Below are 24,059 nucleotides of genomic sequence, written 5' to 3'. Positions count from 1 at the left end.
TCATGGCGATGTCAGCGCGTCGATCATCGGCTGCGTGATGAGGCAGATGCCGTTCTCGGAACGGCGGAAGCGCTGCGCGTCGAACTCCGGATCCTCGCCGACGACCAGGCCTTCCGGGATCTGCACGCGCGCATCCACGACGACATTGGACAGGCGCGCCGAACGGCCGATCTCGGCATAGGGCAGGATGACGCTGCTCTCGACATGCGAATAGGAATTGCAGCGCACGCCGGTGAACAGCAGGGCCCGGTTCAGCGAGGCGCCCGACACGATGCAGCCGCCCGAGACCAGCGAGGACAGCGCATAGCCGCGCCGATGCTCCTCATTGTGCACGAACTTGGCCGGCGGCGTCACCTCGCTATAGGTCCAGATCGGCCAGTCGCGGTCATAGAGATCGAGGTCGGGCACGACGCTGGTCAGGTCGATATTCGCCTCCCAATAGGCATCGACCGTACCGACGTCGCGCCAATAGGAGATCGACTCGGCCCGGGAGCGCACGCAGGAATTCTCGAAATGATGCGCGACCGCTTTGCCGTTCTTGACGATGTTCGGGATGATGTCCTTGCCGAAATCGCGGCTCGAATTCGGATCATGCGCGTCGCGGGCGAGTTCCTCCATCAGGAACTTGGTGTCGAACACATAGATGCCCATCGAGGCGAGCGCGCGATCCGGCTTGCCGGGCATCGGCGGCGGATCCTTCGGCTTCTCGACGAAGGCGATCACGCGATCCGTCTCGTCGACATGCATCACGCCGAAGCCGGTCGCCTCCATGCGCGGCACTTCGAGGCACCCGATCGTGACATCCGCGCCCGAGTCGACGTGCTGCTGCAGCATCTTCTCGTAGTCCATCTTGTAGACATGGTCGCCGGCGAGCACGACGATATATTTGGAATCATAGTCCTTCAGAATGTCGATGTTCTGATAGACCGCGTCCGCCGTGCCGAGATACCACAGATCCTCGGAGACGCGCTGGCTCGCCGGGAAGATGTCGAAGATCTCGTTGCGCTCGGGACGGAAGAAGTTCCAGCCGCGCTGCAGATGACGGATCAGGCTGTGCGCCTTGTACTGCGTGGCGACGCCGATGCGGCGTATTCCGGAATTGAGCGCATTGGACAGCGCGAAATCGATGATGCGGGACTTGCCGCCGAAATAGACGGCCGGCTTGGCGCGCCGGTCGGTCAGCTCCATCAATCGGCTGCCGCGCCCGCCGGCGAGCACGAACGCCATAGCGTGGCGGGCCAACGGTGCCTGGGTCGACGGCCTTTCCATATTCGCTCCCTCCCTTGGCGTCCCTCGCTCGTTCTAGCGGGGCGCAGCCTTTGAATCCGGCTTTGGATCAAACTCGAAATAGACCGTCGCGAGCGGCGGCAGGATGACGTCGGCCGATGCGGGCAGACCGTGCGAAGGCAGCGCCGCGGCGTGCACCGCGCCGAGATTGCCGATGCCCGAGCCGCCATAGGCTGCAGCATCGGTATTGATGACCTCGCGCCAGCGCCCGGCGAAAGGCAGCCCGATCCGGTAGCCGAAGCGCGGCACGGGCGTGAAGTTGCTGACGACGCAGACCGGCGGATCGCCGCCCTCGCCGAAGCGCAGGAACGCCGTCACGGACTGGTCGCGATCGTCGGTCACCACCCAGCGGAAACCCTCGCCCTCGCAATCGCGCGCATGCAGCGCACCCTTGTCGCGATAGGCGCGATTGAGGTCGCGGACGAGATCCTTGACGCCGGCATGGCTCGGCGCATCGAGCAGGAACCAGTCGAGCGGCGCATCGAAGTTCCACTCGCGCCGCTGGGCGAATTCCTGCCCCATGAAGAGCAGCTTCTTGCCCGGATGCCCCCACATGAAGCCGTAATAGGCCCGGAGATTGGCGAATTGCTGCCAGTCGTCGCCCGGCATGCGGCCGAGCACCGAGCGCTTGCCGTGCACGACCTCGTCATGGGAGATCGGCAGCACGAAATTCTCGGAAAAGGCGTAGAGCAGGCCGAAGGTCAGCTTGTTGTGATGGAAGCGGCGATAGACCGGATCGAGCGACATATAGTCGAGCGTGTCGTGCATCCAGCCCATGTTCCACTTGAAGCCGAAGCCGAGCCCGTCGGCATAGACCGGCTGCGACACGCCGGGCCATGACGTCGATTCCTCGGCGATCGTCGTGCTGCCGGGATGCTCGCCATAGGCAAGCTGGTTGACCCGCTGCAGGAACGCGACGGCATCGTGGTTCTGGTTGGAGCCGTCCGGATTGGGCAGCCATTCGCCGGGCTTGCGCGAATAGTCGAGATAGAGCATCGAGGCGACCGCATCGACGCGCAACCCGTCGACATGGAAGCGATCGAGCCAGTAGAGCGCGCTCGCCGACAGGAAGTTCGAGACCTCCTTGCGCCCGAAATCATAGATCGCGGTGTTCCAGTCCGGATGGAAGCCGCGGCGCGGATCGGCATATTCGTAAAGCGGTTTGCCGTCAAAATGCGCAAGCCCGTGCGGGTCGGTCGGAAAATGCGCCGGCACCCAGTCGAGGATCACGCCGAGCCCGGCCTGATGCGCGCGGTCGACGAAGCGGGCGAAGCCGGCCGGCTCGCCATGGCGCCGCGTCGGCGCGAACAGGCCGATCGGCTGATAGCCCCATGAGGCGTCGAGCGGATGCTCCGAGATCGGCAGCAGTTCGAGATGCGTGAAGCCCATCTCGACCGCATAGGGGATCAGCTGGTCCGCGAGTTCGTCATAGGTCAGGAAGCGCCAGCCATCGGCCTTGCGCCACGAGGCCATATGGACCTCGTAGATCGACATCGGCTTGCGCCGCGGATCCCCCTGCCCGCGCTCGGCGAGGAATGCGTCGTCCGACCATTCGAAATGGTCGGTACGCGCGACCACCGAGGCTGTCGACGGGCGCAATTCGCTGCCGAAGCCGAACGGATCGGCCTTGAGCGGCAGCACGACACCGTCGGGACCGACGATCTCGTATTTGTACATCACGCCTTCGCCGAGGCCGGGCGCGAAGATCTCCCAGATGCCGCTGTCGACGCGCTTGCGCATCTGGTAGCGGCGGCCGTCCCAGTCGTTGAAATCGCCGACCACCGAGACGCGGCGCGCATCGGGCGCCCAGACGGCGAAATGCACGCCGTCGACGCCGCCATGCGTGATGAGATGGGCGCCGAGCTTCTCGTAGAGCTGCTTGTGCGTGCCCTCGACGAGAAGATAGTCGTCGGTCTCGCCGAGGACGGCCCCGAAGGAATAGGGATCGGCGAAGCGCCACTCCCCGCCGGAATTTCGCGCATGCAGCCGATAGCCGAATCGCGTCCGGCGGCCGGGGATCGGCCCCTCGAAGAGGTCGGTGCCCGGCCGGCGCGGCAGCTCGGCCAGCGGCGATCCGCCGAGATCCTCGACAATGATCGTTTCGGCATTCGGGACGAAGGCGCGGACCACGATCTGGCCCGCCACCTCATGCTGTCCCAGGAAAGAAAACGGGTCGCCGTGGCGCGCCGCTATGAGACTCCGAACGTCATCTTCACTCGCACGCCACTCGCTCATTGCGCCTCCCGGCGCGAGACTCATGCCATCGGCTCTACGGGCACGTTCCAGATCTCCTTCGCATATTCCGCGATCGTGCGGTCGGAGGAGAACCAGGCGACCCGAGCCGTATTGTTGAGGCTCGCTTTCCACCATGCTGCTCTGTCTAGCCACAACGCGTCAACGTCCCGTTGGGCTGCATAGTAGGAATCGAAGTCGGCGGTGACCATGAAGTAGTCGTGATGGCGCAGCGACGTGGTCAGCGCGGCGAAGCGCCCGGGCTCGCCGGGCGAGAAGACGCCGCCGTCGATCGCGTCCAGCACATCGGCCAGATTGCGCGAGGCGGCAATGGTTCCGGCCGCGTCGATGCCGAACCGGCGGCGCTCCGCCACCTCGGCCGTGGTGAGGCCGAAGATGAAGATATTCTCGTCGCCGACATGCTCCTTGATCTCGACATTGGCGCCGTCGAGCGTGCCGATGGTGAGCGCGCCGTTGAGCGCCAGCTTCATGTTGCCGGTGCCCGAGGCCTCCATGCCCGCGGTCGAGATCTGCTCCGACAGATCCGCCGCCGGGATGATCATCTCGGCGAGGGAGACATTGTAGTTCGGCAGGAACACGACCTTGAGCAGGTCGCGGACGACGGGGTCGTTGTTGACGACCTGCGCGACATCATTGGCGAGCTTGATGATGAGCTTCGCCTTGTGATAGCTCGCCGCCGCCTTGCCCGCGAAGATCTTGACCCGCGGCACCCACTCCTTGTGCGGCTGCGCGCGCATTGCCTGGTAGAGCGCGATGGTCTCCAGGATGTTGAGCAGCTGGCGCTTATATTCGTGGATGCGCTTGATCTGGACGTCGAACAGCGCATTCGGATTGACGTGGATGTCAAGGCGGTCGCGGATGAGGCGGGCCAGCGCGATCTTGTTGGCGCGGCGGGCGGACCCGAACGAATCATGCAGCGCCGCATCGCCGACGCGCGGCAGCAGCTTCTCGAGCTTGGTCGCGTCGTCCAGCACCTGCGGCCCGCACACATCGACGAGGATGTCCGTCAGGCCCGGATTGGCGCCCTGCAGCCAGCGGCGGAAGGTGATGCCGTTGGTCTTGTTGTTGATGCGGCCGGGATAGACCGCGTCGAGGTCGCGGAAGATCGTCTCCTTGACCAGCTCCGAATGCAGCGCCGAGACGCCGTTGATCGAGTGGGAGCCGATGAAGGCGAGGTGCCCCATGCGCACGCGGCGGCCGCCGCCCTCGTCGATCAGCGAGACCGAGGCGAGGAAAGCGTCATCCGCCCCCGGCACTTTCTTCGCCTTCTCCAGATGGATGGCGTTGATCAGATAGATGATCTGGATCTGGCGCGGCAGCAGCCGCTCCAGGAGCGCGACCGGCCAGGTTTCCAGCGCCTCGGGCAGGAGCGTATGGTTGGTATAGCCGAGCGTGCGGACGGTGATGTCCCACGCCTCTTCCCAGGGCACGTCGCGCGTGTCGACGAGAATGCGCATCAGCTCCGCGACGGTGATTGCCGGATGCGTGTCGTTCAGCTGGATCGCGACCTTGTCCGGCAACGAGCGGATGTCGCCATAGGTCCGCATGTGGCGGAAGACGAGATCCTGCAGCGAGGCCGAGACGAAGAAATATTCCTGCCGCAGGCGCAGTTCCTGGCCGGCCGGGCTCTCGTCGCTCGGATAGAGGATCTTAGAGATGGTCTCGGCGCGAACCTGCTCGACCAGCGCGCCGATATGATCGCCCGAATTGAAGGCATCGAGGCGGAGCGGATCGACCGCGCGCGCCGACCAAAGGCGCAGCGTGTTGACGTGACGCCCGCGCCAGCCGGCGATCGGCGTATCATAGGCGACGGCCTCGATCGTCTCGCTCGGATGCCAGATATAGCGCGGCACGCCGTTCGACTGCATGGTCGCCTCGACCGAACCGCCGAACTGGATATCGTAGACGACCTCCGCGCGCTCGAACTGCCAGGGATTGCCGAACGAGAGCCAGTTCTCCGGATATTCCTGCTGCCAGCCGCCCTTCACCACCTGCCGGAATAGGCCGTGGTCGTAGCGGATGCCATAGCCATAGGCGGGGATCGCCAGCGAGGCCATCGAGTCCATGAAGCAGGCGGCGAGACGGCCGAGGCCGCCATTGCCGAGCGCGGCGTCGGGCTCGACGGTCTTCAGCTTTTCGAGATCGACGCCGAGATCGCCGAGCGCGGCACGGAACGTCTCGGTGATGCCGAGATTGTTCATCGTGTCGAACAGGAGACGGCCGATCAGGAATTCGAGCGAGAGGTAATAGACCCGCTTCAGCCCCTCGGCATAAGTCTGCTTCGACGAGGCGATCCAGGGATCGACCATGCGGTCGCGGACGGCGAGCGCCGTCGCCACGAACCAGTCGCGATCGCTCGCGGTCACCGCGTTCTTGCCGACCGCATAGGTCAGCTTGGCGTTGATCGCATTGCGCGCCGCGGCCACTTCGGCCTCGCTCGGCGTCTTCCCGATGGTCGGTTCCACGATTGCCGTCACGACGTCATCCCCTGCACCTTCGTTCTGCATCTCGGCTCCCCGACTCCAGCGTTCCCGCCGCGCTGCGGATTCGCGATCCGCTCTCGCCCGGGCCATGCAACAAGAATGCCGCGGTCGCGTCACGGCAAGATGAAGCATAGCGCGTTCCGTCCGCAACCAAACCCTGCTGCGCCGCATTGTCGATCCGGCTGCGCCCCTCATGCGGGCGCCTGGAGCTGCCGGATGCGCTGACGGCGGCTCGCAGCGGGCGATCGGGGCGCGAAGGATTCGGAAGCAGCATGGCAATGGCACCGGGGGACGGCGACAGATCCGCATGGCCTGCGCACAAGGGCGCGCAAGGCAAGAACCGGGGAGCACGTCGCGCATGACCCGCCTTCGCGAGGGATCGCCGTTTCCGCTCGGCGCGACGCCGGATTCGAAGGGTGTGAATTTCGCCCTGTTCTCCGATCACGCCGAGGGCGTGACGCTTTGCCGCTTCTCCGCCGACGGATCGAAGGAGGAGGAACGCATCGCGCTCGAGGAATGCACCAACGGCGTCTGGCACGGCCATATCGGCGGGATGAAGGCCGGCGAGCTTTATGGCTATCGCGTCCAAGGCCCCTGGGACCCCGCCAATGGCCACCGCTTCAATGACGCCAAGCTGCTGATCGACCCCTATGCGCGCGAGCTCGTCGGCGAGCTCCAATGGGACGACGCGCTCTATGGCTACACGATCGGCGCGGAGGGCGAGGCGGATCTCGTGCGCGACGAGCGCGACAGCGCCGCCTTCCTGCCGAAGGCCCGCGTCATCGCGCCGGATGCCTATACGAAGACCGCGCGGCCAGGCGTGCCCTGGCCGAAGACGGTGATCTATGAAAGCCATGTGCGCGGCTGGACCATGCGCATGAAGGGCCTTCCCGACGAGATCCGCGGCACCTTCGCCGCCTTCGCCCACCCTGCCGCGATCGAGCATCTGAAGAAGCTCGGCATCACCACCGTCGAGTTCATGCCGATCCATGCCTTCGTGCAGGATCGTCACCTCGTCGAGCGCGGCCTTTCCAACTTCTGGGGCTACAACACGATCGGCTTCTTCGCGCCGGAGAACCGCTATATCGACGGCGGCGGGCTTCCGGAGATCGCGGCCGCGGTTGACGCGCTGCACGAGGCCGGCATCGAGGTGATCCTCGACGTGGTCTACAACCACACCGCCGAGGGCAATCATCTCGGACCGACGCTCTCCTTCAAGGGCATCGACAATTATTCCTATTACCGGCTGATGCCGGACGACAAACGCTACTACGACAACCTGACCGGCACCGGAAACGCGCTCGACACCAACCATCCGCGCGTGCTGCAGATGGTGATGGACAGCCTGCGCCTCTGGGCCAATGTCTATGGCATCGACGGCTTCCGCTTCGATCTCGCGCTGACGCTCGGGCGCGAGCCGGGCGGCTTCAATCCGCGCCACGCCTTCTTCAATGCCATGTTGCAGGACCCCATCCTCGGCCGCCTCAAGCTGATCGCCGAGCCATGGGATGTCGGGCCCGGCGGCTATCAGCTCGGCAATTTCCCGCCCGGCTTCTCGGAATGGAACGGCGACTATCGCGACGTGGTGCGCGGCTTCTGGCTCGGCGAGGAGGGCATGCTGCCGCGCTTCGCCACGCGCTTCGCCGCCTCCTCCGACCTCTTCAACGAGGGCAGCCGCCGGCCCTGGTCGAGCGTCAACTTCGTCACTGCCCATGATGGCTTCACGCTGGAGGACCTCGTCTCCTTCAACGACAAGCACAATGAGGCGAATGGCGAGGACAATCGCGACGGCCATGACGATAATCGCAGCTGGAACTGCGGTGCCGAGGGGCCGACCGACGACGCGGGCGTGCTGGCGCTGCGCCGGCAGCAGAAGCGCAACCTGCTCGCCACGCTGATCCTCTCGCAGGGCGTTCCCATGCTGCTCGCCGGCGACGAGATCGGCAATTCGCAGGGCGGCAACAACAACGCCTATGCGCAGGACAACGAGATCGGCTGGATCGACTGGCGCAACGAGGATCCCGATATGCGAGACTTCGTGGCCAAGGTCATCGCGCTGCGCCAATCGCGCAGCGCCTTCTCCCAGCCCGAATTCCTCACCGGCGCGCGCACGGAGCACGGGCAGCGCGACGTCAACTGGTTCGGCGCGGATGGCGAACCGATGACCGATGAGGCGTGGAACGACCCCAACGTCAAATGCCTCGCCGTCCGCCTCGCGCCGGCGCGGCGCGGAGAGCCGACCATGCTGGTGCTGCTCAACGCAGCGCATGTCGACGTCGACTTCACCATTCCCCACCAGGGCGGCGAATGGCGCTGCGTTCTCGCCACATCGGAAGGCGGCGAAGGCGCGAGCGTGCCGGAGCAGAGCCACTGGCTGATGCCGGCGCGCTCTATGGCGGTGTTCGAGCAGGTCGGCAAATAGCGCCCTGCCCGACCCCTTTTGAGGGGTTCAGGGACGCTCAGACGTCCCTGAAGCTCTTCTCGAACAGGGCGTTCAGATCGTCGATCAGCTGGACGCCGTCCTCGCCGGCCTTGAGTGCGAGATTGATCCGCTGCGAGGCCTCTTCCTGGAACGGCATGTAGCCGTCATGGCGCGGCCGCACGAAGGCCTCCTCGAGCGTCGCACGCGTGCCGCGATAGAAGTCATGCGTGCGCGCATTCACGGTGTCGTCGGTCCAGGCTGCGGCATGGCCCGGCTGGCCGCCATGCGCCGCATAGGGGCCGCGCTGGACCTCGCCGCTCGCCAGCCAATAGGCGAAGTCGAGCGCCGCTTCCTTGTGCTGCGAATGGGCGGAAACCGCGATGCCCGTCCCGCCGAGCGCCGAGCCGCGCGGCGTCGTGCCGGCCTCGGCGACCGGCATGTCGACAAAGGCGAGGCGATGCGGACGGAAGCCGTCGGTCGCATAGGACACATAGCCATAGAGCAGCGGCGCGACGGCGATCGTGGATCCAGCCTCGGCCATGCGCTCGAACACCTCGATCGGATCGATGTCGAACGCGATTTCCGGCAGGTTGCGGATGACGCGATGCAGCGCCTCATAGGCCCGCACGCCGGCGTTCCGCCCGATCAGCTCCGGCCCCAGCACGTTGCAGGGCGTGCCGAGATGGGCGCAGAAGGTGAAGAACGCCATGAGCGCATGCGGCGGGCGCATCGGCATCAGCACATGCCCGGCTTCGGCCAGCGCCACCACCTCGTCCCAGGTCGCCGGCGGCGTCGCGATGAGGTCGGGGCGATAAGCCATGACCGGCGTGGCCGCATCGATCGGGAAGGCCCACTGCTTCCCGCGCCACGTATAGCTCGGATAGGACGGGCCGACCGAGCCGGCGACCAGCGCCTCGCGCTCATCCTCGCGGCCCGGCACATCGAGCGGCAGCAGGCAGCCCTCATTCGTGACCTGGCCGACATGGGGATGGTCGATGACGATGAGGTCATAGGCGCGGGCGAGTTCGTCGACCGGAAAGGTCTCGAAATCCTGCAGCGAGCGCTTGTCCCACTCGACCGCGACGCCCTTCTCGCGCGCATAGATCTCGGCGCAGGCAACGACCGGGTCATAGCCGCGCGGATGGCTCCAGGTCATGCCCTTGAGGGTGATCGTGGGGGACGTCATGGTCTGGGTCTCCGGGCAGGTAGAGTGCAGTTATCCGACGCGAACGGCCGGAACGGGTTGGGTTTCTCGCCTCGTGGCGAGACTTCACGGGCGTCGCCCCATTCTCGGCCGTCATCCCGGGCTTGACCCGGGATCCATACAGCCGAGACGCAGGACGACAGGGGCCTCAGGCTGGATGGATCCCGGCTTGCGCCGGGATGACGGAGGATTGGACCACCATCAGGACACATCGTCTCGTGGCGCGACACTCCTTTGGCGGTAGAACTACTCAAGGAAAGGCAAAAGCCTTCACAATCCGAACTCGGCGCGGATCGCGTCGGTATGTTCGCCGATGCGCGGTGCGGCAACGCTCGTCAGCGGCCGGACGCCGTCGACGCGCAGCGGCGAGCGGGTCGTGCGGATGGAGACATTGTCGGCGCGCTCGACGGTCTGCAGCATGTCGAGCGCCGTGAAGCCCGGATTGACCATCAGCTCCGGCCAGTCCAGCACCTTGGCGCACCACACATCCGCCGGCTCCAGGATCGACAGCCAATGGTCCGTCGTCTCCGTCGCGAGCTTCGCCGCGATCAGCCGCTTGATTTCGTCGCGGCCCGCAAACCAGCTCTTCGGATCGTCGCGCCAGGGATCGAGTTCGGGCATGCCGAGGAGATCGGCGAGGCGCGGGATCGGCATCATGGCGAGCGCCAGCCAGCCATTCCGGGTCGGATAGATGCCATAGGGCGCCGAGAGATAGGCATGGGCATTGCGAAAGGACGAGCGCTTCGGCTGGCGCTGGCCGTCGTTGAGATAGGTGGTCAGCACCTCGAACTGGAAATCGACCAGCGCCTCGATCAGGCTGGTCTCGACATGGCTACCCTTGCCGGAAACGCCGCGGCGCACGAGCGCGGCCAGCAGGCCCTGGCAGAGCGCGGCGCCGGCCAGCATGTCGGCAATGGCGAGGCCGAACGGCACCGGCCCCTGGTCGCCGTCGCCATTGAGCCAGGTGACGCCGGAGCGCGCCTGCGCCAGCAGATCCTGCCCCGGCCGCCCGACCCATGGCCCCTCGAGGCCGTAACCCGTGATCGACCCGTAGACGACGTCCGGATTGATCGCCTTCACCGCCTCATAGCCGAGGCCGAGGCGATCGATCACGCCGGGACGGAAGTTCTGCATCACGACGTCGGCCTTGGCGAGCAGCGTCTTCAGCGCCGCCAGATCGGCCGGGTTCTTCATGTCGACGGCGAAGCTCTCCTTGCCGCGATTGATCGCGTGAAAGAGCGTCGAGTCGCCGCCGATCTCCGTGTCGGTGAGATAGAGGCGGCGGCAGAGGTCGCCGCCATCCGGCCGCTCCACCTTGATGACGCGCGCGCCGAGATCCATGAGGCGCAGCGCGCAATAGGGTCCGGACAGGAACTGCGAGAGGTCGACGACGACCAGCCCGCTCAGCGGCAATTCCGAATTCGACATAAGCTTCAGGCCTGATGCTTCTCTATTTCGCCGGCAAAGGATGCGGCGTCGCGATATTTGACCGTCTGCAGATGCTCGCAATAAAGCACCAGCTCGCCCTCTCCCTTGAAGACCTCATAGGAGGCGCGAATGAGGCCCATCTCCTTGTATTTCGGTCGCTTCTCGAGATTGGTGCGGATCGAATAGATCGTGTCGCCGATGAAGACCGGCTTGATGAAGCGCAGCCGGTCATAGCCATAGGAAAAGGCGTTGACGCAATTGGTCGCGACGAGCCCCAGCCCGGCCGAGAAGACGAAGGCGCCGGCGACGAGGCGGCGCCCGAACACGCCCTCGCTGGCCGCGAACATCTGGTCCTGCACATAGGGATGGATGTCGGTGACGAGCAGGTTGAAGAGATGCGAATCGCCCTCGGCCATGGTGCGGCGGAGCGAGCGGATCTTCTGGCCGACGGGCCAGTCCTCATAGAACCAGTTCTCGGCATTCCAGACCGGCAGGTCGGAATGCGCCTTCGGCATGTCCTTGGGATGCGTCGACGACACGCCCACAGTGGGAGCGCTCACATCGCCGGCCCCGGTCTTCGTCGTCATGGCTTCCTCCCACATGCCGACCGCCTCATTCTTCATATATCAATCGATAACTCATCTGCAAATCAATGGGAAAGTTGGCTGCCGATGAGAAGGCGCCGCTCCTGCGCTCGCCGTGTGGAAATTCCCCTGCAGCGGTCGAATTCTCCGGCGTCTCCAAGTCTCCGCCGTCATCCCGTGCTCGACACGGGATCCATACAGCCGAAGCGCTGATCGATGCGACGCCTCAGGCTGCATGGATCCCGGCTTTCGCCGGGATGACGGAAGATTGGACCGCCTTCATCGCGCCCATCCCTATGCGCCGCAATGCCATTGACGAAGAGCCGGCCGAGGCAATCCAGCCAACGCACACTGCAGCCCCTAAGGCGCCGCCTTCACCGCGGTCGCCGGCGCCGCGGCGGATTCGAAGGCGGCCTCGACCAGCGCCATGGTGTGCCAGGCATCCTCGACCGAGGTGACGAGGCGCTCGTCCTCACCGCTCGCGAAGCGCTGCAAGTTGGACATGACGCCGATAAAGGCGTGCGGGAACCAGCCGCCGGAGAGGCGCACCTGCCGCCACTTTGCCTGCGGGCCGCGCTCGCCGGTAATCCAGAGCTCGTCCGGCTCGCCCTCGGGATAGTTGAGCAGCAGGCCGAGCTTCACGAGCGCCGCGCCGTCCGTTCCCTCGAAGCGGAAGCTTGCATCCTGGAATCGCCGGCCGAAATCATGATTGTGGTTGATGGACAGCGTGCAGCGCGTATCGCCGCCGAAATCGAGGAGCGCGGAGGTGCGCGTCTGCGCGAGGTCGGTCGAGGGATGGCCGAGCGTGCGCGCATGCACGCCCGTCGGATTGCCGAGAAAGGCGCGGATCAGATCGAGATAATGGATCGAATGGACGGCGATCTCGACGCGCGGCATGCCCTTGAGGAACGGGAAGAGATGCCAGGGCGTGACGAGGTTCAGATGCACCTCGACATCGACCAGCCGCCCGACCACGCCGCGCCGGACGGCATCGGCGAGCGCCAGCATCATCGGCGAGAAGCGCAGCTGGAAATTGACGGCTGCCTTGAAGCCGCGCTCGCGCGACAGCGCGAGGATGGCGCTCGCCTCGTCGAGATCGCGGCCCATCGGCTTCTGGATCAGCACGGCGGCGCCCTTGGGGATGCGCTTCAGCACCTCGACATGCGCCGCCGGCGGCGTCGCGAGATCGAACACCGCGTCGCGCACGGCGACCGTCTCGTCGACCGTGCGCAGCGCCGGCACACCCCAGCGCTCGGCGAGCGCGCGCGCCTTGCCGACATCGCGGTCATAGATGCCGGCGACCGGAAAGCCGGCCATCGCATAGGCGGGCAGATGCGCGTCATTGACGATGCCCCCCGCCCCGATGATGACGATCGGCCGCGGTGCGGCGGGCTTCGGCCAGGTCTGGATCAGGGAAGACGGTTCGAAATCGGCCATGGATGCCTCGGGCATGGGATTGGGCGGCATACGCCCCGATTCTTCACCTCTCCCAGAGGGAGAGGTCGACGCACGGCGTGCGGCGGGTGAGGGGTTAGGGAATGCTCCGGATGAGGCCGTAACCCCTCACCCGGACCTTCGGTCCGACCTCTCCCTCTGGGAGAGGTGAAGACGAATCACCCTCAATCCGTATGGAATACCTCTTCCATCTCCGCCCACCACTCGCCGTCCTTGCGGCTTTCGAGCGGGGACTGGAGCGGCATGCAGACCTTCCACCAGTCTTGCGTCACCGGATCGGCCGCCATCTTGGCGCTGTCGGCGGCGAAATCGGTGCCGTGATATTCGAAATAGGCGAAAAGCAGGTTCTCCGGCTCGCGCAGATAGATCGAATAGTTCTTGATGTTGCAGAGCGCGATGCGCTCCAGCACGCCCGGCCAGACGGCCGCGTGCAGGCGCCTATACTCAGCGATCGCCTCGGGCTTGATGCCGAGAATGAACCCCATCCGCTTCATGTCTTCCTCCCCCGTTGATGCCGTTCAGGCGGTGATCTTGTAGATGCGCTCGGCATTGGTGCTGAGCAGCTTGGTCTTTTCGTCGTCGCTCGCGCCGGCGATCAGCTCATGCGTGGCCGCGACCCAGCGCGTCAGATCGGCGGTCAGCGTGCAGACCGGAAAATCCGAGCCCCAGACGACGCGGTCCCAGCCGAAGGCCTCGATCGTGTGCTCGACAAAGGGGCGGAGGTCCGCGACCGTCCAGTTCGCCGGATCGCCATAGGCGATGACGCCGGAAATCTTCGCCGCGACATTGGGCAGTTCGGCGAGCGCTGTCATGTCGGCGCGCCAGGGATCGAGCGCCTGATCCTTGACGTTCGGCACGCCGCAATGGTCGAGGATGAACTGCACGTCCGGCGCCGCGCGCGCGATCTCGATCGCGATCGGAAGCTGGCGCGCGAGCACGCAGAGATCGAAGGTCAGCCCGAGCGGCGCCAGACGGCGGAGATTCTCCTGGAACAGCGGCCGGCGGCCGAGCTCGTCCGGCGACTGGTGCAGGATACGGCGCAGCCCCTTCACGCCGGGATTGGCCGCATAGCGCTCGATCAGCGCCGGAAAATCTTCGTTCTCCGGCCGGCAGGCGGCGATCGCGCCGACGACCGGCGCGCCGAGACCGGTGACGAAGGCCGTCTCGGCCTCCATGTCGGCCTCGGCGACATCGACCTCCATGTGGAGCGCCGCCTCGATGCCGGCGGCCTTCGCCGCGGGCCAGTACTCGTCGAGCGTGAAGTCGCGGTTCAGCGCCGGCGCGCCGGCGAGCCAGGGATAGCGGACCCGCTCCTGATAGACGAGGTGGAGATGGGTATCGACGATCCGCACCGAAGCCTCCCTGCCCGGCGGCGCGCCGGGCGATGTTTCATTTACTGGTGATCATATCATTCACAAGGAACGGCCCGCCCGCAAGCGATGCGCTCATGCGCTCCCCTCGCCGCGGCCGAGCGCCGTCGACAGCTCGCGTGTCGTGGCGAGCAGGATCGCCAGGACCTCCTCGCGTCCCGGCACATTGGGGCGATCGATTCGCGGCAGGAACGGACAGGTGAGCGCCGCGATGGCGGTATCGTTCGGCCCGAGGATCGGCGCCGAGAGATTGTACACCGCCTCGGACTGGACGCTCGGCATCACCTCGTAGCCGTCGCGGCGGATCTGCACGAGGCGGCGGTCGAGCCCGTCGGGGCGCAGCTTGTCCTCCGCCTGGTCCTCGCGTTCGGCTTCCATCATCGCGCGCTCCTGCGGCGTCGCGAAGGCGAGCAGCACATGGCCCGAGCCGGTGTTGTAGAGGCTGACGCGCGCGCCGACGCGGATCGAATAGCTCCAATAGGAGGGCGCATCCATCTGCGCGACGACCACGACGCGGCCGCGATCATAGACGGCGAGATGGCAGGCCTGCTCGGCGGTCTTGCAGAAGCTGCGCATGATCGGCAGCGCCTGGCTGACGAGGCGGCGCACCGGCGGATGCTGATGCGCGAGCGAGAACAGGCGCAGCGTCAGCTCGTAGCGGTCGCCCATGATGCGCGCGACATAGGAGCGCCGCACGAGCCGGTCGAGCATGCGGTAGATCTCGTTCGGCGAGCGATTGAGCGCCTTGGCGATCTCGGCCTGGGTCAGGCTCTCGTCGGTCGAAGCCAGCAATTCGAGGATATCCAGCCCCTTGTCGAGCGCGGGCGCCCGATAGCGGTCATTGGCTTCGTCCAGCATTTTCTCGTCCCTCCCCGCCACGGTCCGAGCCGGGTGCGAGCGCCAAGTTAGACGTTGACTCGGTTCCGTCAATTTCGCTTATATACGAATACTCCATTCAGCAGTGGAGCATATGCCGGTCGGAATCGTGAGGATGATCCGATGGCGGCGTCGGGAGGGAGATCACCGATGACGATTGCTCGCGGCTTCAAGGCCGCCCTTTTTTCGTGCGCTGCGCTCTGCGCGCTCGCCATCCCCGCTCATGCGGAGGACACGCAGTATGACTGGGGCAAGTTCCCCGGCTACACGCTGAAGGTGAAGCTGATCGGCGGCACCCAGTACGAGAAGCTCTATACGCGCATCCCCGAATGGGAGAAGGCGACGGGCGCCAAGGTCGAGATCGTCTCGTCCAAGAACCATTTCGAGCTGGACCGCGAGATCAAGCAGGACATCGCCTCCGGCGCGATCACCTGGTGCGTGGGCTCGAACCACACCTCCTTCGCGCCGCAGTACGGTGACCTCTACATCGACCTGTCGAAGGTCATCCCGGCGACGACCCTCGCCGAATTCGTCCCCGGCACGCTGAAGAGCGCCGAGGTCGACGGCCGCCTCGTGCAGCTGCCGCGCGTTACCGACGTCTCGAACCTCTACTACCAGAAAGAGCTGTACGAGAACGCCGATAACCAGAAGAAGTACAAGGAGAAGTTCGGCGTCGATCTCGCTCCGCCGAAGACCTTCGACGAGTTCAAGCAGCAGATCATCTTCTTCGCCGCCCCGCCGAACCTCTACGGCACGGCTTTCGCCGGCAAGGACGAGGGCATGACCGGCCGGTTCATGGAGATCGTGCGCGCCAATGGCGGCGACATGTTCGACGAGAAATGGAACCCGATCTTCAATTCGCAGGCCGGCATCGACGCGCTGCAGTGGTTCGTCGACATCTACAACGCCAAGGCGGTTCCCGCCGGCACCGTGAACTACACCTGGGACGATATCGGCCAGGCCTTTGCCGCCGGCACGCTCGCCGTCGACCTCGACTGGCCGGGCTGGGCCGCGTTCTTCAACGACCCGAAGTCGTCGAAGGTCGCCGGCAAGATCGGCCTCGCGGTCGCTCCGGTCGGCACGGCCGGCAAGCGCGGCGGCTGGTCCGGCTCGCACTCCTTCTCGGTCACGGAGGCTTGCGACAACAAGGAAGCCGCCGTTTCCTTCATCACCTTCCTGACGGACTATGAGTCGGAGATGATGGAAGCGCGCGCCGGCAACCTGCCGACCCGCACCAAGGCGTTCGCCGACGTGGTGGAAGAGTTCAAGAAGAACAACAACACCTACATGGCCGACATGTTCTCGACCTGGGAGCAGTCGCTCGCCGAGGCGCGCACGCCGCCGCTCGTCCCGCAGTGGATCGAAGTCTCCAACGTGATCTGGCCGGAGCTCCAGGCCGCCATCGTCGGCCAGAAGACGCCGAAGGAGGCGCTCGATACGGCCGCCGGCAAGGCGAAGCAGATCATGGAAGACGCCGGCGTTCTGAAATAGGCCGCCTTCACCTCCCCCTGAGGGGGAGGTCGGACCGCAGGTCCGGGAGAGGGTTCACGCCCTCCCCCGGATAGTCCGTAAACCCTCTCCCGTCGGCTTCGCCGCCGACCTCTCCTTGAGGGAGAGGTGAAGAGACGGCGGCGTCGCTTTCGGCCCTGATCCAGTGGCTCACCGGACTCCATTGATGCAATCCTTCACGCGCCGCTTTTCGCCACCCTTCCTGCTGCTGTTGCCGGCTTTCGTCATCATCGCGGCGGTCATCCTGATCCCGCTGGTGTTCTCGCTCTATACGAGCTTCACCAATTACCGCCTCGTGCAGCCGGCCTCGCTCTGGCAGTGGGTCGGCCTTCGGAACTACCAGCGGATCTTCTCGGATATCGACTTCTGGTGGGCGTTCGGGCGCACGGTCGTGTTCCTGACGATCGCGCTCAATCTGGAACTCGTGCTGGGCCTCGGCATCGCGCTCTTGATCGACCGGATCACCACCGGCCAGCGCGTCATCCGGACCATCATGATGTTCCCGATGATGTTCTCGCCGATCCTGGTCGGCTTCCAGTTCAAATACATCTTCAACGACAATGTCGGCCTCATCAACAACGCCATCCAGTCGCTCGGCTGGAGCAACGTCACCATCCCCTGGCTCGTCAATGGCTGGACGGCGAACTTCGCGATCCTGACTGCCGAGGTCTGGATGTCGACGCCGGTCTTCGCGATCCTGCTGCTCGCCGGGCTGATGGCGATGCCGCGCGATCCGATCGAGGCGGCCAAGGTCGATGGCTGCAATTCGTGGCAGGTGTTCCGCCACATCACGCTGCCCTTCCTGCTGCCCTTCATCTACATCGCCATGGCGATCCGCTCGCTCGACGTCGCGCGCGCCTATGACATGGTCAAGATCATGACCAATGGCGGCCCGGCGGGACGCACCGAACTGCTTTGGACGTTGCTCGCCCGCGTCGGCTACCAGGATGCCCGCATGGGCATGGCGAACGCCATGTCCTATGTGTCGATCCTGCTCTCGATCTACTTCACCTATTATTTCTTCCGCAAACTCGCGACTGCGCGCGCGAGCCTGGGGAGCATGGCCTGATGGAAACCCCTCTCCAGCGATTCCTGATCCGCCTCGGCGTCTTCGTGGTCATGGTCGTCATCTGCGTGCCCGGCCTCTGGGTCGTGATGACGGCCTTCCGCGACAATGTCGAAGTGATGGCGCGCCCACCGGTCTGGATTCCCCAGGCCTGGACGCTCGACAATTTCCGTTCGATCTTCGGCCTGTCGGCGACGCAGCAGGGCATTCCGGTCGCGAGCTATTTCGTCAATTCGGTCATCATCGCCGTAACGAGCACCGTGCTGGCCGTGCTGATCGGCATGGCGGGCGGCTATGCCTTCGCGCGCTACAATTTCCGCTTCAAGAAGGCGTCGTTCCTGACGCTGATGCTGTCGCGCACCGTGCCCGGCATCTCGCTGTCGCTGCCCGTCTTCATGATCTGGAGCCGGATCGGCCTGATCGACACCGATTTCGGCGTCATCCTGGTCTATCTCGCGCTGAACATCCCCTTCACGATCTGGCTGATCGACGGCTTCTTCCGCCAGATCCCGCATGAACTCTCCGAAGCGGCCAAGATCGACGGCTGCACGGCGTGGCAGGCCTTCTGGAAGATCGAGTTCCCGCTGGCGAAATCCGGCGTCGCCTCGGCCGGCATCTTCGCCTTCCTGACCTCGTGGAACGAGTTCGCGCTCGCCTCGCAATTGACCCGCACCACCGCCTCGAAGACGCTGCCGGTCGGGCTGATGGATTTCACGGCCCAGTTCACCGTCGACTGGACGGGCATGTGCGCGATGGCCGTGATCATCATCGTGCCGGCGCTCGTGCTCACCTTTATCGTGCAGAAGCACCTGATCGCCGGACTGACCTTCGGCGGCGTCAAGGGATAGGCCCGGACAACAGGGCGAAGAAGGAGGATAGGATGGCCAAGATCGTTCGCGTCGAAGGCTTGATGGTCGACCTGAAGCCGAAGGTGAAGCGGGTCGATGCGATCCAGTCCTTCGTCAGCCAGGAAACGCCGATCATCCGCATCACCGATTCCGACGGCGCCGTCGGGACGGGCTACAGCTATACGATCGGCACCGGCGGACCGGCGATCATGTCGCTGATCGAGCGGACGCTCGGACCGGCTCTGATCGGCCGCGAGGCCGGCATGATCGAGCAGATCTGGCGCGACCTCCTGTTTCTCACCCACGCGACCAGCGTGGGCGCGATCACCTCGCTGGCGCTCGCCGCCATCGATACCGCGCTCTGGGACCTGAAGGCCCGCAAGGCCGCCCTGCCCGTCCACATCCTGGCGGGCGGCGCGCAGGAGAAGATCCGCCTCTACACGACCGAGGGCGGCTGGCTGCATCTCGACACCAGCGCGATCGTCGAGGACACGATCCGCGCCCGGGAGTCGGGCTTCGGCGGCGCCAAGATGAAGGTCGGCCGTCCGATCCATGAGGACGTGGCCCGCCTCGCCGCGGTGCGCGAGGCGGTCGGCGGCGGCTTCGAGATCTTCACCGACGCCAACCAGGCCTTCTCCGTTGACGAGGCGATCCGCCGGGCCCGGCACTATGAGGCGGCCGATATCGGCTGGCTCGAGGAGCCGCTGACGGCCGACGATATCGACGGCCATGTGCGCCTCTCGGCGTCGACCACGATCCCGGTCGCGGTCGGCGAGAGCCTCTATTCGGCGCTGCATTTCCGCGACTATCTGCAGCGCCGCGCCTGTTCGGTGGTGCAGGTCGACGTCGCGCGCATCGGCGGCATCACGCCCTGGCTCAAGGTCGCGCATCTCGCCGAGACCTTCAACGTCGTCGTCTGCCCCCATTTCCTGATGGAACTGCATGTCGCGCTCTGTTCCGCTGTTCCCAATGCGCGCTGGGTCGAATACATCCCGCAGCTGGACAGCCTCACGACCAAGGGGATGACCATCGACAACGGCTATGCCATCCCCAGCCAGGAGGCGGGGCTCGGCATCGCCTGGGACTTCGCCGCGATCGATCGGCAGACGGTCGAGGGATCGCGCTTCACGATTGCGAACTGAAGGAACGGAATTCATGAGCGGGAAGCTCGAGGGCAAGGTCGCGCTGGTCACGGCGGCGGCGCAGGGTATCGGCCGGGCGATCGCGGAGAGCGCGGCTGCTGAAGGCGCAATCGTCTGGGCGACGGACGTCAATGCCGAGAAGCTCAAGGAGCTCGACGGCACGCCCGGCATCACGACGCGGATCCTCAACGTGCTGAAGGGCGCCGACGTCGACGCCCTGGTCGCCGAGATCGGCACCGTCGACGTGCTGTTCAACTGCGCGGGCATCGTCCATGCCGGCACGATCGAGCAGGCGAGCGAGGCCGACCTCGACTTTGCCTATGATCTGAACGTCAAGTCGATGTGGCGGACCATCAAGGCCACGCTTCCCGGCATGCTGGCCAAGGGCGACGGCTCGATCGTCAACATCTGCTCCGTCGCGGGCTCGATCAAGGGCGTGCCGAACCGCTTCGCCTATGGCATCACCAAGGCGGCGACGGTCGGCCTGACCAAGTCGGTCGCCGCCGATTTCGTGACCAAGGGCATTCGCTGCAACGGCATCTGCCCCGGCACGGTCGAGAGCCCCTCGCTGCAGGAGCGCCTGAAGGCCCAGGGCGACTACGAGGCCGCCCGCGCCGCCTTCATCGCCCGCCAGCCCATCGGCCGCATCGGCACGCCGCAGGAAATCGCCGACCTCGCCCTCTATCTCGCGACCGCCACCTACACCACCGGCCAGATGCACATCATCGACGGCGGCTGGGTGAACTGAGCCGTAGGAGCGAGGCCGCCCCTCTTCACCTCCCCCCTTGGGGGGAGGTCGACGGCCGCAGGCCGGCAGGAGAGGGTTTAGGGAACCAACCGGAGAGGCCGTAAACCCTCTCCCGGCGCTTCGCGCCGACCTCTCCCTCAGGGAGAGGTGAAAGCAAGGCCCGCAGTTGCGGGACGTGTCATGATCGTCGAGCAATATTTCGAGGACTACGAGATCGGCTTCACCCGCCGCACCATGGGGCGGACGATCACGGAGGCCGACATCGTCATCCATGCCGGCCAGACCGGCGATTTCTTCCCGCACCACATGGATGCGGAATGGTGCGCGACGCAGGACTTCAAGCAGCGCGTCGCCCACGGCACGCTGATCCTGTCGGTCGGCGTCGGCATGACCGCGACGACGATCAACCCGCACGCCATGTCCTATGGCTATGACAAGGTGCGTTTCGTGAAGCCGGTCTTCATCGGCGACACGATCACCGTCGAGGCCAAGATCACCGAGAAGCGCGACCATCCCAAGCGCGCCACTCACGGGATCGTGATCGAGCAGGTCACCGTGACCAAGCAGACCGGAGAGGCGGCACTGGTCTGCGAGCACATCTATCTCGTGGCGCGACGTCAAGCTACAGCTTAAACGCGCATTCTTCTGGCGTTGATTTGCCTGAGATGCCTTTAATTTCAATCATCGCGCAAAGTTCGACGCAAATGCTGCCGACTTCAGGCGTGCGCCGATAACCAGAGCGGCAGCTTGTGCGGGCACAGCTTATGCTGCAGTGCAGCATCTATTGTGCTATACGGCAAAATGTGTTCCTATGCTATTGGGCAGTCCATCGCGGGTCGGGAAAGCTGATTGGCACGCCGTAAAGCGAGGCACTATTATGATCATTGCACGTAAGCATTTAGCCGCTTTGGCGCTAGGAATTGTCGTCTCCTTTGCTGCCGTCGGCGGTTCCACCACCATGGTATACGCGCAGGTCAGCGCCGACATTCAGTCGCAGATCGATGCTGTGAAGAATGATCCGGTCGCGCTGGCCAAGCTGGCAGCCGCTCTCGCGAAGAAGAACCCCTCTCTCGCCGCGAAGATCGCAGCGGCAGCAGCGGCAGCCAATCCGGCCGCGGCGGCAGCGATCGCCAAGGAGGTGGCAGCTGCAGCGCCTGCTGCCGCCGCAGAGATCGCCAAGGAAGTTTCGGCCGTATCCCCCGGCGCCGCGTCGAGCATTGCCAAGGCTGTCGCGTCCGCCGAGGGCGTCACCGCGTCGCCTGAGTCCATCAGCAGTGCGGCAACGACCGGCGCCAAGGCCAGCGGCGGATCGACAACCACGACGACCACGACCACCACCACGACCAGCAGCGGCACGGGCGGCAATATCACGGGCTCGGCGGGCTGCAATTCGGCAAGCTGCAGCTAGTCTTCTGCGATCATCCTCCCTCCCCCCGAAATTCAGAACCCCGCTCCGGCGGGGTTTTTTGTTGCCACACGCTGGCGCATGCATGGGAACGACTTCGCCCCCACCGACGTTCACCTCACACCGAAACACCGATGAGGAGGACGTGATGGAAGCGATGGAACGCCCGGTGAACAGCCTGATCGGCGCCGACAAGGTCGAAGGTACCGCCGTTTACGATCCGACCGGCGAGCGGCTCGGATCCGTGCATGACGTGATGATCGACAAGGTCTCCGGCCGCGTGGCCTATGCCGTGCTGTCGTTCGGCGGTTTCCTGGGAATCGGCGAGAACTACCACCCGCTGCCCTGGAACGCGCTCAAATACGATACCGGGCTCGGCGGCTATGTCGTCGGCCTCTCGCGCGAGCAACTCGAGGGCGGCCCGACCTATGACGAGGGCGAAGAGCCCGCCTGGGGCGACCGCGCCTATGAGAAGCGCGTGCACGACTATTACGGCGTGCCGCCCTATTGGATGGTTTGATCGCCTGCCTTATAATTACCTGCGAGTAACTGCGCCCCGGCCGGCTTCCGGCCGGGGCCTCGCATTTGGAACAATGACCCCATGTATGGCTGGTTCGGTTTGATGCTCGATGCGTCCCGTATGGCGCTCGAGGCTCAGGAAGTCGTTGCGCTTCGGCTGGAGAAACTGGCCAAGGGCGGTCCGGCCGCGCCGGCGGAGGCGCTCGCCATGGTCGCCGAAAAGGGCGCCGCCATGGGCGAAGCCTGGCTCGCCGCCTCGGCCGCCATGCTGAAGGGCGGCGACGTGCATCGCACGACGGCCGCCTTCCTCAACCCCTATCGCAAGCGCGTGCGCGCCAACCGGCGCCGCCTTTCGCGCTGACGCCTCAGCCCATCAGGATCTGAAGCTTGACGTCGTGCGGATCGGCCGACGCCGCGCGTTCGAAGGCGGCGATCGACTCCTCGAATGGATAGACGCCCGTCACCAGCGGCTTCAGATTGACCTTGCCCGACGAGATCAGCGCGATCGCGCGGTCATAGACATTGGCATAGCGGAAGATCGTCTCGATCCGCGCTTCCTTCGCCTGCGCGGACACGATGTCGATCGCGACCGGCTCCACGGGCATGCCGACCAGCACGACGGCGCCACCCGGCCGCAGGAAGCCGAAGATGCCGTCATAGGCGCTGCGTGCGCCAGCGGCTTCGAACACGATGTCGACGCCCCAGCCATCCGTGCCCGCCGCGATCACCTCGCCGACCGACTGCTCGGGAAGCTTGATCGGCTCGATGCCGTCATAGCGCCCGGCGATCTCCAGCTTGGCCGCGCTGTGGTCGGAGATATAGACGCGGCTGCAGCCGCCGGCGAGCGCGGCGAGCGCCACCATGATGCCGATCGGCCCGGAGCCGATCACGAGCGCCGTGTCGCCCGGCGCGATCTTCGCCTTGGACGCGGCCTGCATGCCGACGGCAAAAGGCTCGACCATCGCGCCTTCCGCGAAGGAGACATTGTCGGGCAGCTTGAAGGTGAAGGCTTCCGGGAAGACGACGAAGGGCGTCAGGCAGCCATGCACCGGCGGGGTCGCCCAGAAGCGGACGCTCGGATCGACATTGTAGAGGCCGAGCTTGGACGCGCGCGAGGAGAGATCCGGAATGCCCGGCTCCATGCAGACCCGGTCGCCGACCTTCAGCCCCTTCACCTCGGCGCCGATCTCGACGACCGTGCCCGAGGCCTCATGGCCCAGCACCATCGGCTCCTCGACGATGAACGGCCCGATCCGGCCATGCGTATAATAGTGCACGTCCGAACCGCAGACGCCGACCGTGTGGATCGCGATCTTCACGTCGCGCGGGCCCACCGCCTGCGGCAACTCGATGTCGCGGAGCGACAGCTTCAGACGTTCTTCAAGCACCAAGGCGCGCATCGAATTCCCTCCCGAATGGCTCCCCTGTTCTAGCCAAAGCCGCCCGGGATCGCCAGCATG

The 24,059-nt window shown here is 65.3% G+C and carries 21 protein-coding genes; 10 read left to right on the top strand and 11 right to left on the bottom strand.

Annotated features, from left to right (window positions below):
- Genes glgC through GGR25_RS16205 form a run of 3 tightly spaced genes read right to left on the bottom strand, consistent with a single transcriptional unit; the run spans position 1 to position 6,047 of the window.
- A complete protein-coding gene (glgC, locus tag GGR25_RS16215) occupies positions 1 to 1,269 on the bottom strand; it encodes a glucose-1-phosphate adenylyltransferase (RefSeq protein ID WP_183399875.1) in 1,269 nt (422 codons plus the stop codon).
- A 33-nt stretch (positions 1,270 to 1,302) separates the two neighbouring features.
- A complete protein-coding gene (glgB, locus tag GGR25_RS16210) occupies positions 1,303 to 3,522 on the bottom strand; it encodes a 1,4-alpha-glucan branching protein GlgB (protein ID WP_183399874.1) in 2,220 nt (739 codons plus the stop codon).
- 20 nt (positions 3,523 to 3,542) lie between these two features.
- The gene (locus GGR25_RS16205) at positions 3,543 to 6,047 is read right to left on the bottom strand and encodes a glycogen/starch/alpha-glucan phosphorylase (protein ID WP_183399873.1); all 2,505 of its coding nucleotides are present in this window, start codon (positions 6,045 to 6,047) and stop codon (positions 3,543 to 3,545) included.
- Positions 6,048 to 6,381: 334 nt separating this feature from the next.
- On the opposite strand from GGR25_RS16205, the gene glgX reads away from it, so the two are divergent.
- Entirely contained in the window at positions 6,382 to 8,445 is a 2,064-nt protein-coding gene (glgX, locus tag GGR25_RS16200; RefSeq protein WP_183399872.1) for a glycogen debranching protein GlgX, read from the top strand.
- Positions 8,446 to 8,482: 37 nt separating this feature from the next.
- Here glgX and GGR25_RS16195 read toward each other — a convergent pair whose 3' ends face one another.
- From GGR25_RS16195 to GGR25_RS16165, 7 genes are all read right to left on the bottom strand, one after another.
- Positions 8,483 to 9,631 (bottom strand): extracellular solute-binding protein, encoded by a 1,149-nt coding sequence (locus tag GGR25_RS16195; RefSeq protein ID WP_183399871.1) that lies wholly within the window; start codon positions 9,629 to 9,631, stop codon positions 8,483 to 8,485.
- Positions 9,632 to 9,919: 288 nt separating this feature from the next.
- A complete protein-coding gene (locus GGR25_RS16190; RefSeq protein WP_183399870.1) occupies positions 9,920 to 11,077 on the bottom strand; it encodes a CaiB/BaiF CoA transferase family protein in 1,158 nt (385 codons plus the stop codon).
- A 5-nt stretch (positions 11,078 to 11,082) separates the two neighbouring features.
- Entirely contained in the window at positions 11,083 to 11,664 is a 582-nt protein-coding gene (locus tag GGR25_RS16185) for a MaoC family dehydratase (protein ID WP_183399869.1), read from the bottom strand.
- Between the two features lie 357 nt (positions 11,665 to 12,021).
- Positions 12,022 to 13,098: a Gfo/Idh/MocA family protein gene (locus GGR25_RS16180; protein WP_183399868.1), complete on the bottom strand. Its 1,077-nt coding sequence runs from the start codon at positions 13,096 to 13,098 to the stop codon at positions 12,022 to 12,024.
- A gap of 182 nt (positions 13,099 to 13,280) precedes the next feature.
- Positions 13,281 to 13,610, bottom strand: a complete 330-nt coding sequence (locus GGR25_RS16175; RefSeq protein WP_183399867.1) for an L-rhamnose mutarotase — start codon at positions 13,608 to 13,610, stop codon at positions 13,281 to 13,283.
- A 24-nt stretch (positions 13,611 to 13,634) separates the two neighbouring features.
- On the bottom strand, positions 13,635 to 14,468 hold the full coding sequence (locus GGR25_RS16170; protein WP_183399866.1) for an amidohydrolase family protein: 834 nt from the start codon (positions 14,466 to 14,468) through the stop codon (positions 13,635 to 13,637).
- A gap of 93 nt (positions 14,469 to 14,561) precedes the next feature.
- The gene (locus GGR25_RS16165) at positions 14,562 to 15,344 is read right to left on the bottom strand and encodes an IclR family transcriptional regulator (protein WP_183399865.1); all 783 of its coding nucleotides are present in this window, start codon (positions 15,342 to 15,344) and stop codon (positions 14,562 to 14,564) included.
- 168 nt (positions 15,345 to 15,512) lie between these two features.
- Between GGR25_RS16165 and GGR25_RS16160 the strand changes: the two genes are divergently transcribed.
- The 9 genes from GGR25_RS16160 (at position 15,513) to GGR25_RS16120 (ending at position 22,960) form a co-directional block, all read left to right on the top strand.
- Complete coding sequence (locus GGR25_RS16160; RefSeq protein WP_183399864.1) at positions 15,513 to 16,853, top strand: extracellular solute-binding protein; 1,341 nt, start codon at positions 15,513 to 15,515, stop codon at positions 16,851 to 16,853.
- Between the two features lie 184 nt (positions 16,854 to 17,037).
- Positions 17,038 to 17,940 (top strand): carbohydrate ABC transporter permease, encoded by a 903-nt coding sequence (locus tag GGR25_RS16155; RefSeq protein ID WP_183399863.1) that lies wholly within the window; start codon positions 17,038 to 17,040, stop codon positions 17,938 to 17,940.
- Entirely contained in the window at positions 17,940 to 18,785 is an 846-nt protein-coding gene (locus tag GGR25_RS16150; protein WP_183399862.1) for a carbohydrate ABC transporter permease, read from the top strand. The genes GGR25_RS16155 and GGR25_RS16150 overlap by 1 nt, the downstream gene beginning before the upstream one ends.
- Positions 18,786 to 18,817: 32 nt before the next feature.
- Positions 18,818 to 19,927 carry a mandelate racemase/muconate lactonizing enzyme family protein gene (locus GGR25_RS16145; RefSeq protein ID WP_183399861.1) on the top strand — a complete coding sequence of 370 codons (1,110 nt, stop codon included), beginning with the start codon at positions 18,818 to 18,820 and terminating at the stop codon, positions 19,925 to 19,927.
- A 13-nt stretch (positions 19,928 to 19,940) separates the two neighbouring features.
- Positions 19,941 to 20,675 (top strand): SDR family oxidoreductase, encoded by a 735-nt coding sequence (locus GGR25_RS16140; RefSeq protein ID WP_183399860.1) that lies wholly within the window; start codon positions 19,941 to 19,943, stop codon positions 20,673 to 20,675.
- A gap of 180 nt (positions 20,676 to 20,855) precedes the next feature.
- Positions 20,856 to 21,308: a MaoC family dehydratase gene (locus GGR25_RS16135; RefSeq protein ID WP_183399859.1), complete on the top strand. Its 453-nt coding sequence runs from the start codon at positions 20,856 to 20,858 to the stop codon at positions 21,306 to 21,308.
- 244 nt (positions 21,309 to 21,552) lie between these two features.
- A complete protein-coding gene (locus GGR25_RS16130) occupies positions 21,553 to 22,083 on the top strand; it encodes a hypothetical protein (RefSeq protein ID WP_183399858.1) in 531 nt (176 codons plus the stop codon).
- 145 nt (positions 22,084 to 22,228) lie between these two features.
- On the top strand, positions 22,229 to 22,600 hold the full coding sequence (locus tag GGR25_RS16125) for a PRC-barrel domain-containing protein (RefSeq protein ID WP_183399857.1): 372 nt from the start codon (positions 22,229 to 22,231) through the stop codon (positions 22,598 to 22,600).
- A 120-nt stretch (positions 22,601 to 22,720) separates the two neighbouring features.
- Positions 22,721 to 22,960 carry a hypothetical protein gene (locus GGR25_RS16120; protein WP_246409856.1) on the top strand — a complete coding sequence of 80 codons (240 nt, stop codon included), beginning with the start codon at positions 22,721 to 22,723 and terminating at the stop codon, positions 22,958 to 22,960.
- Between the two features lie 4 nt (positions 22,961 to 22,964).
- Here the strand turns inward: GGR25_RS16120 and GGR25_RS16115 are convergent, their stop codons facing one another.
- The gene (locus GGR25_RS16115) at positions 22,965 to 23,999 is read right to left on the bottom strand and encodes an NAD(P)-dependent alcohol dehydrogenase (RefSeq protein ID WP_183399855.1); all 1,035 of its coding nucleotides are present in this window, start codon (positions 23,997 to 23,999) and stop codon (positions 22,965 to 22,967) included.
- Positions 24,000 to 24,059: the final 60 nt, after the last annotated feature.

The organism is Kaistia hirudinis (assembly GCF_014196455.1).
In the GTDB taxonomy this organism is placed as follows: domain Bacteria; phylum Pseudomonadota; class Alphaproteobacteria; order Rhizobiales; family Kaistiaceae; genus Kaistia; species Kaistia hirudinis.
The sequence above is the reverse complement of the archived record's forward strand: the minus strand, read 5'-3'. Positions and strand labels throughout refer to the sequence as shown.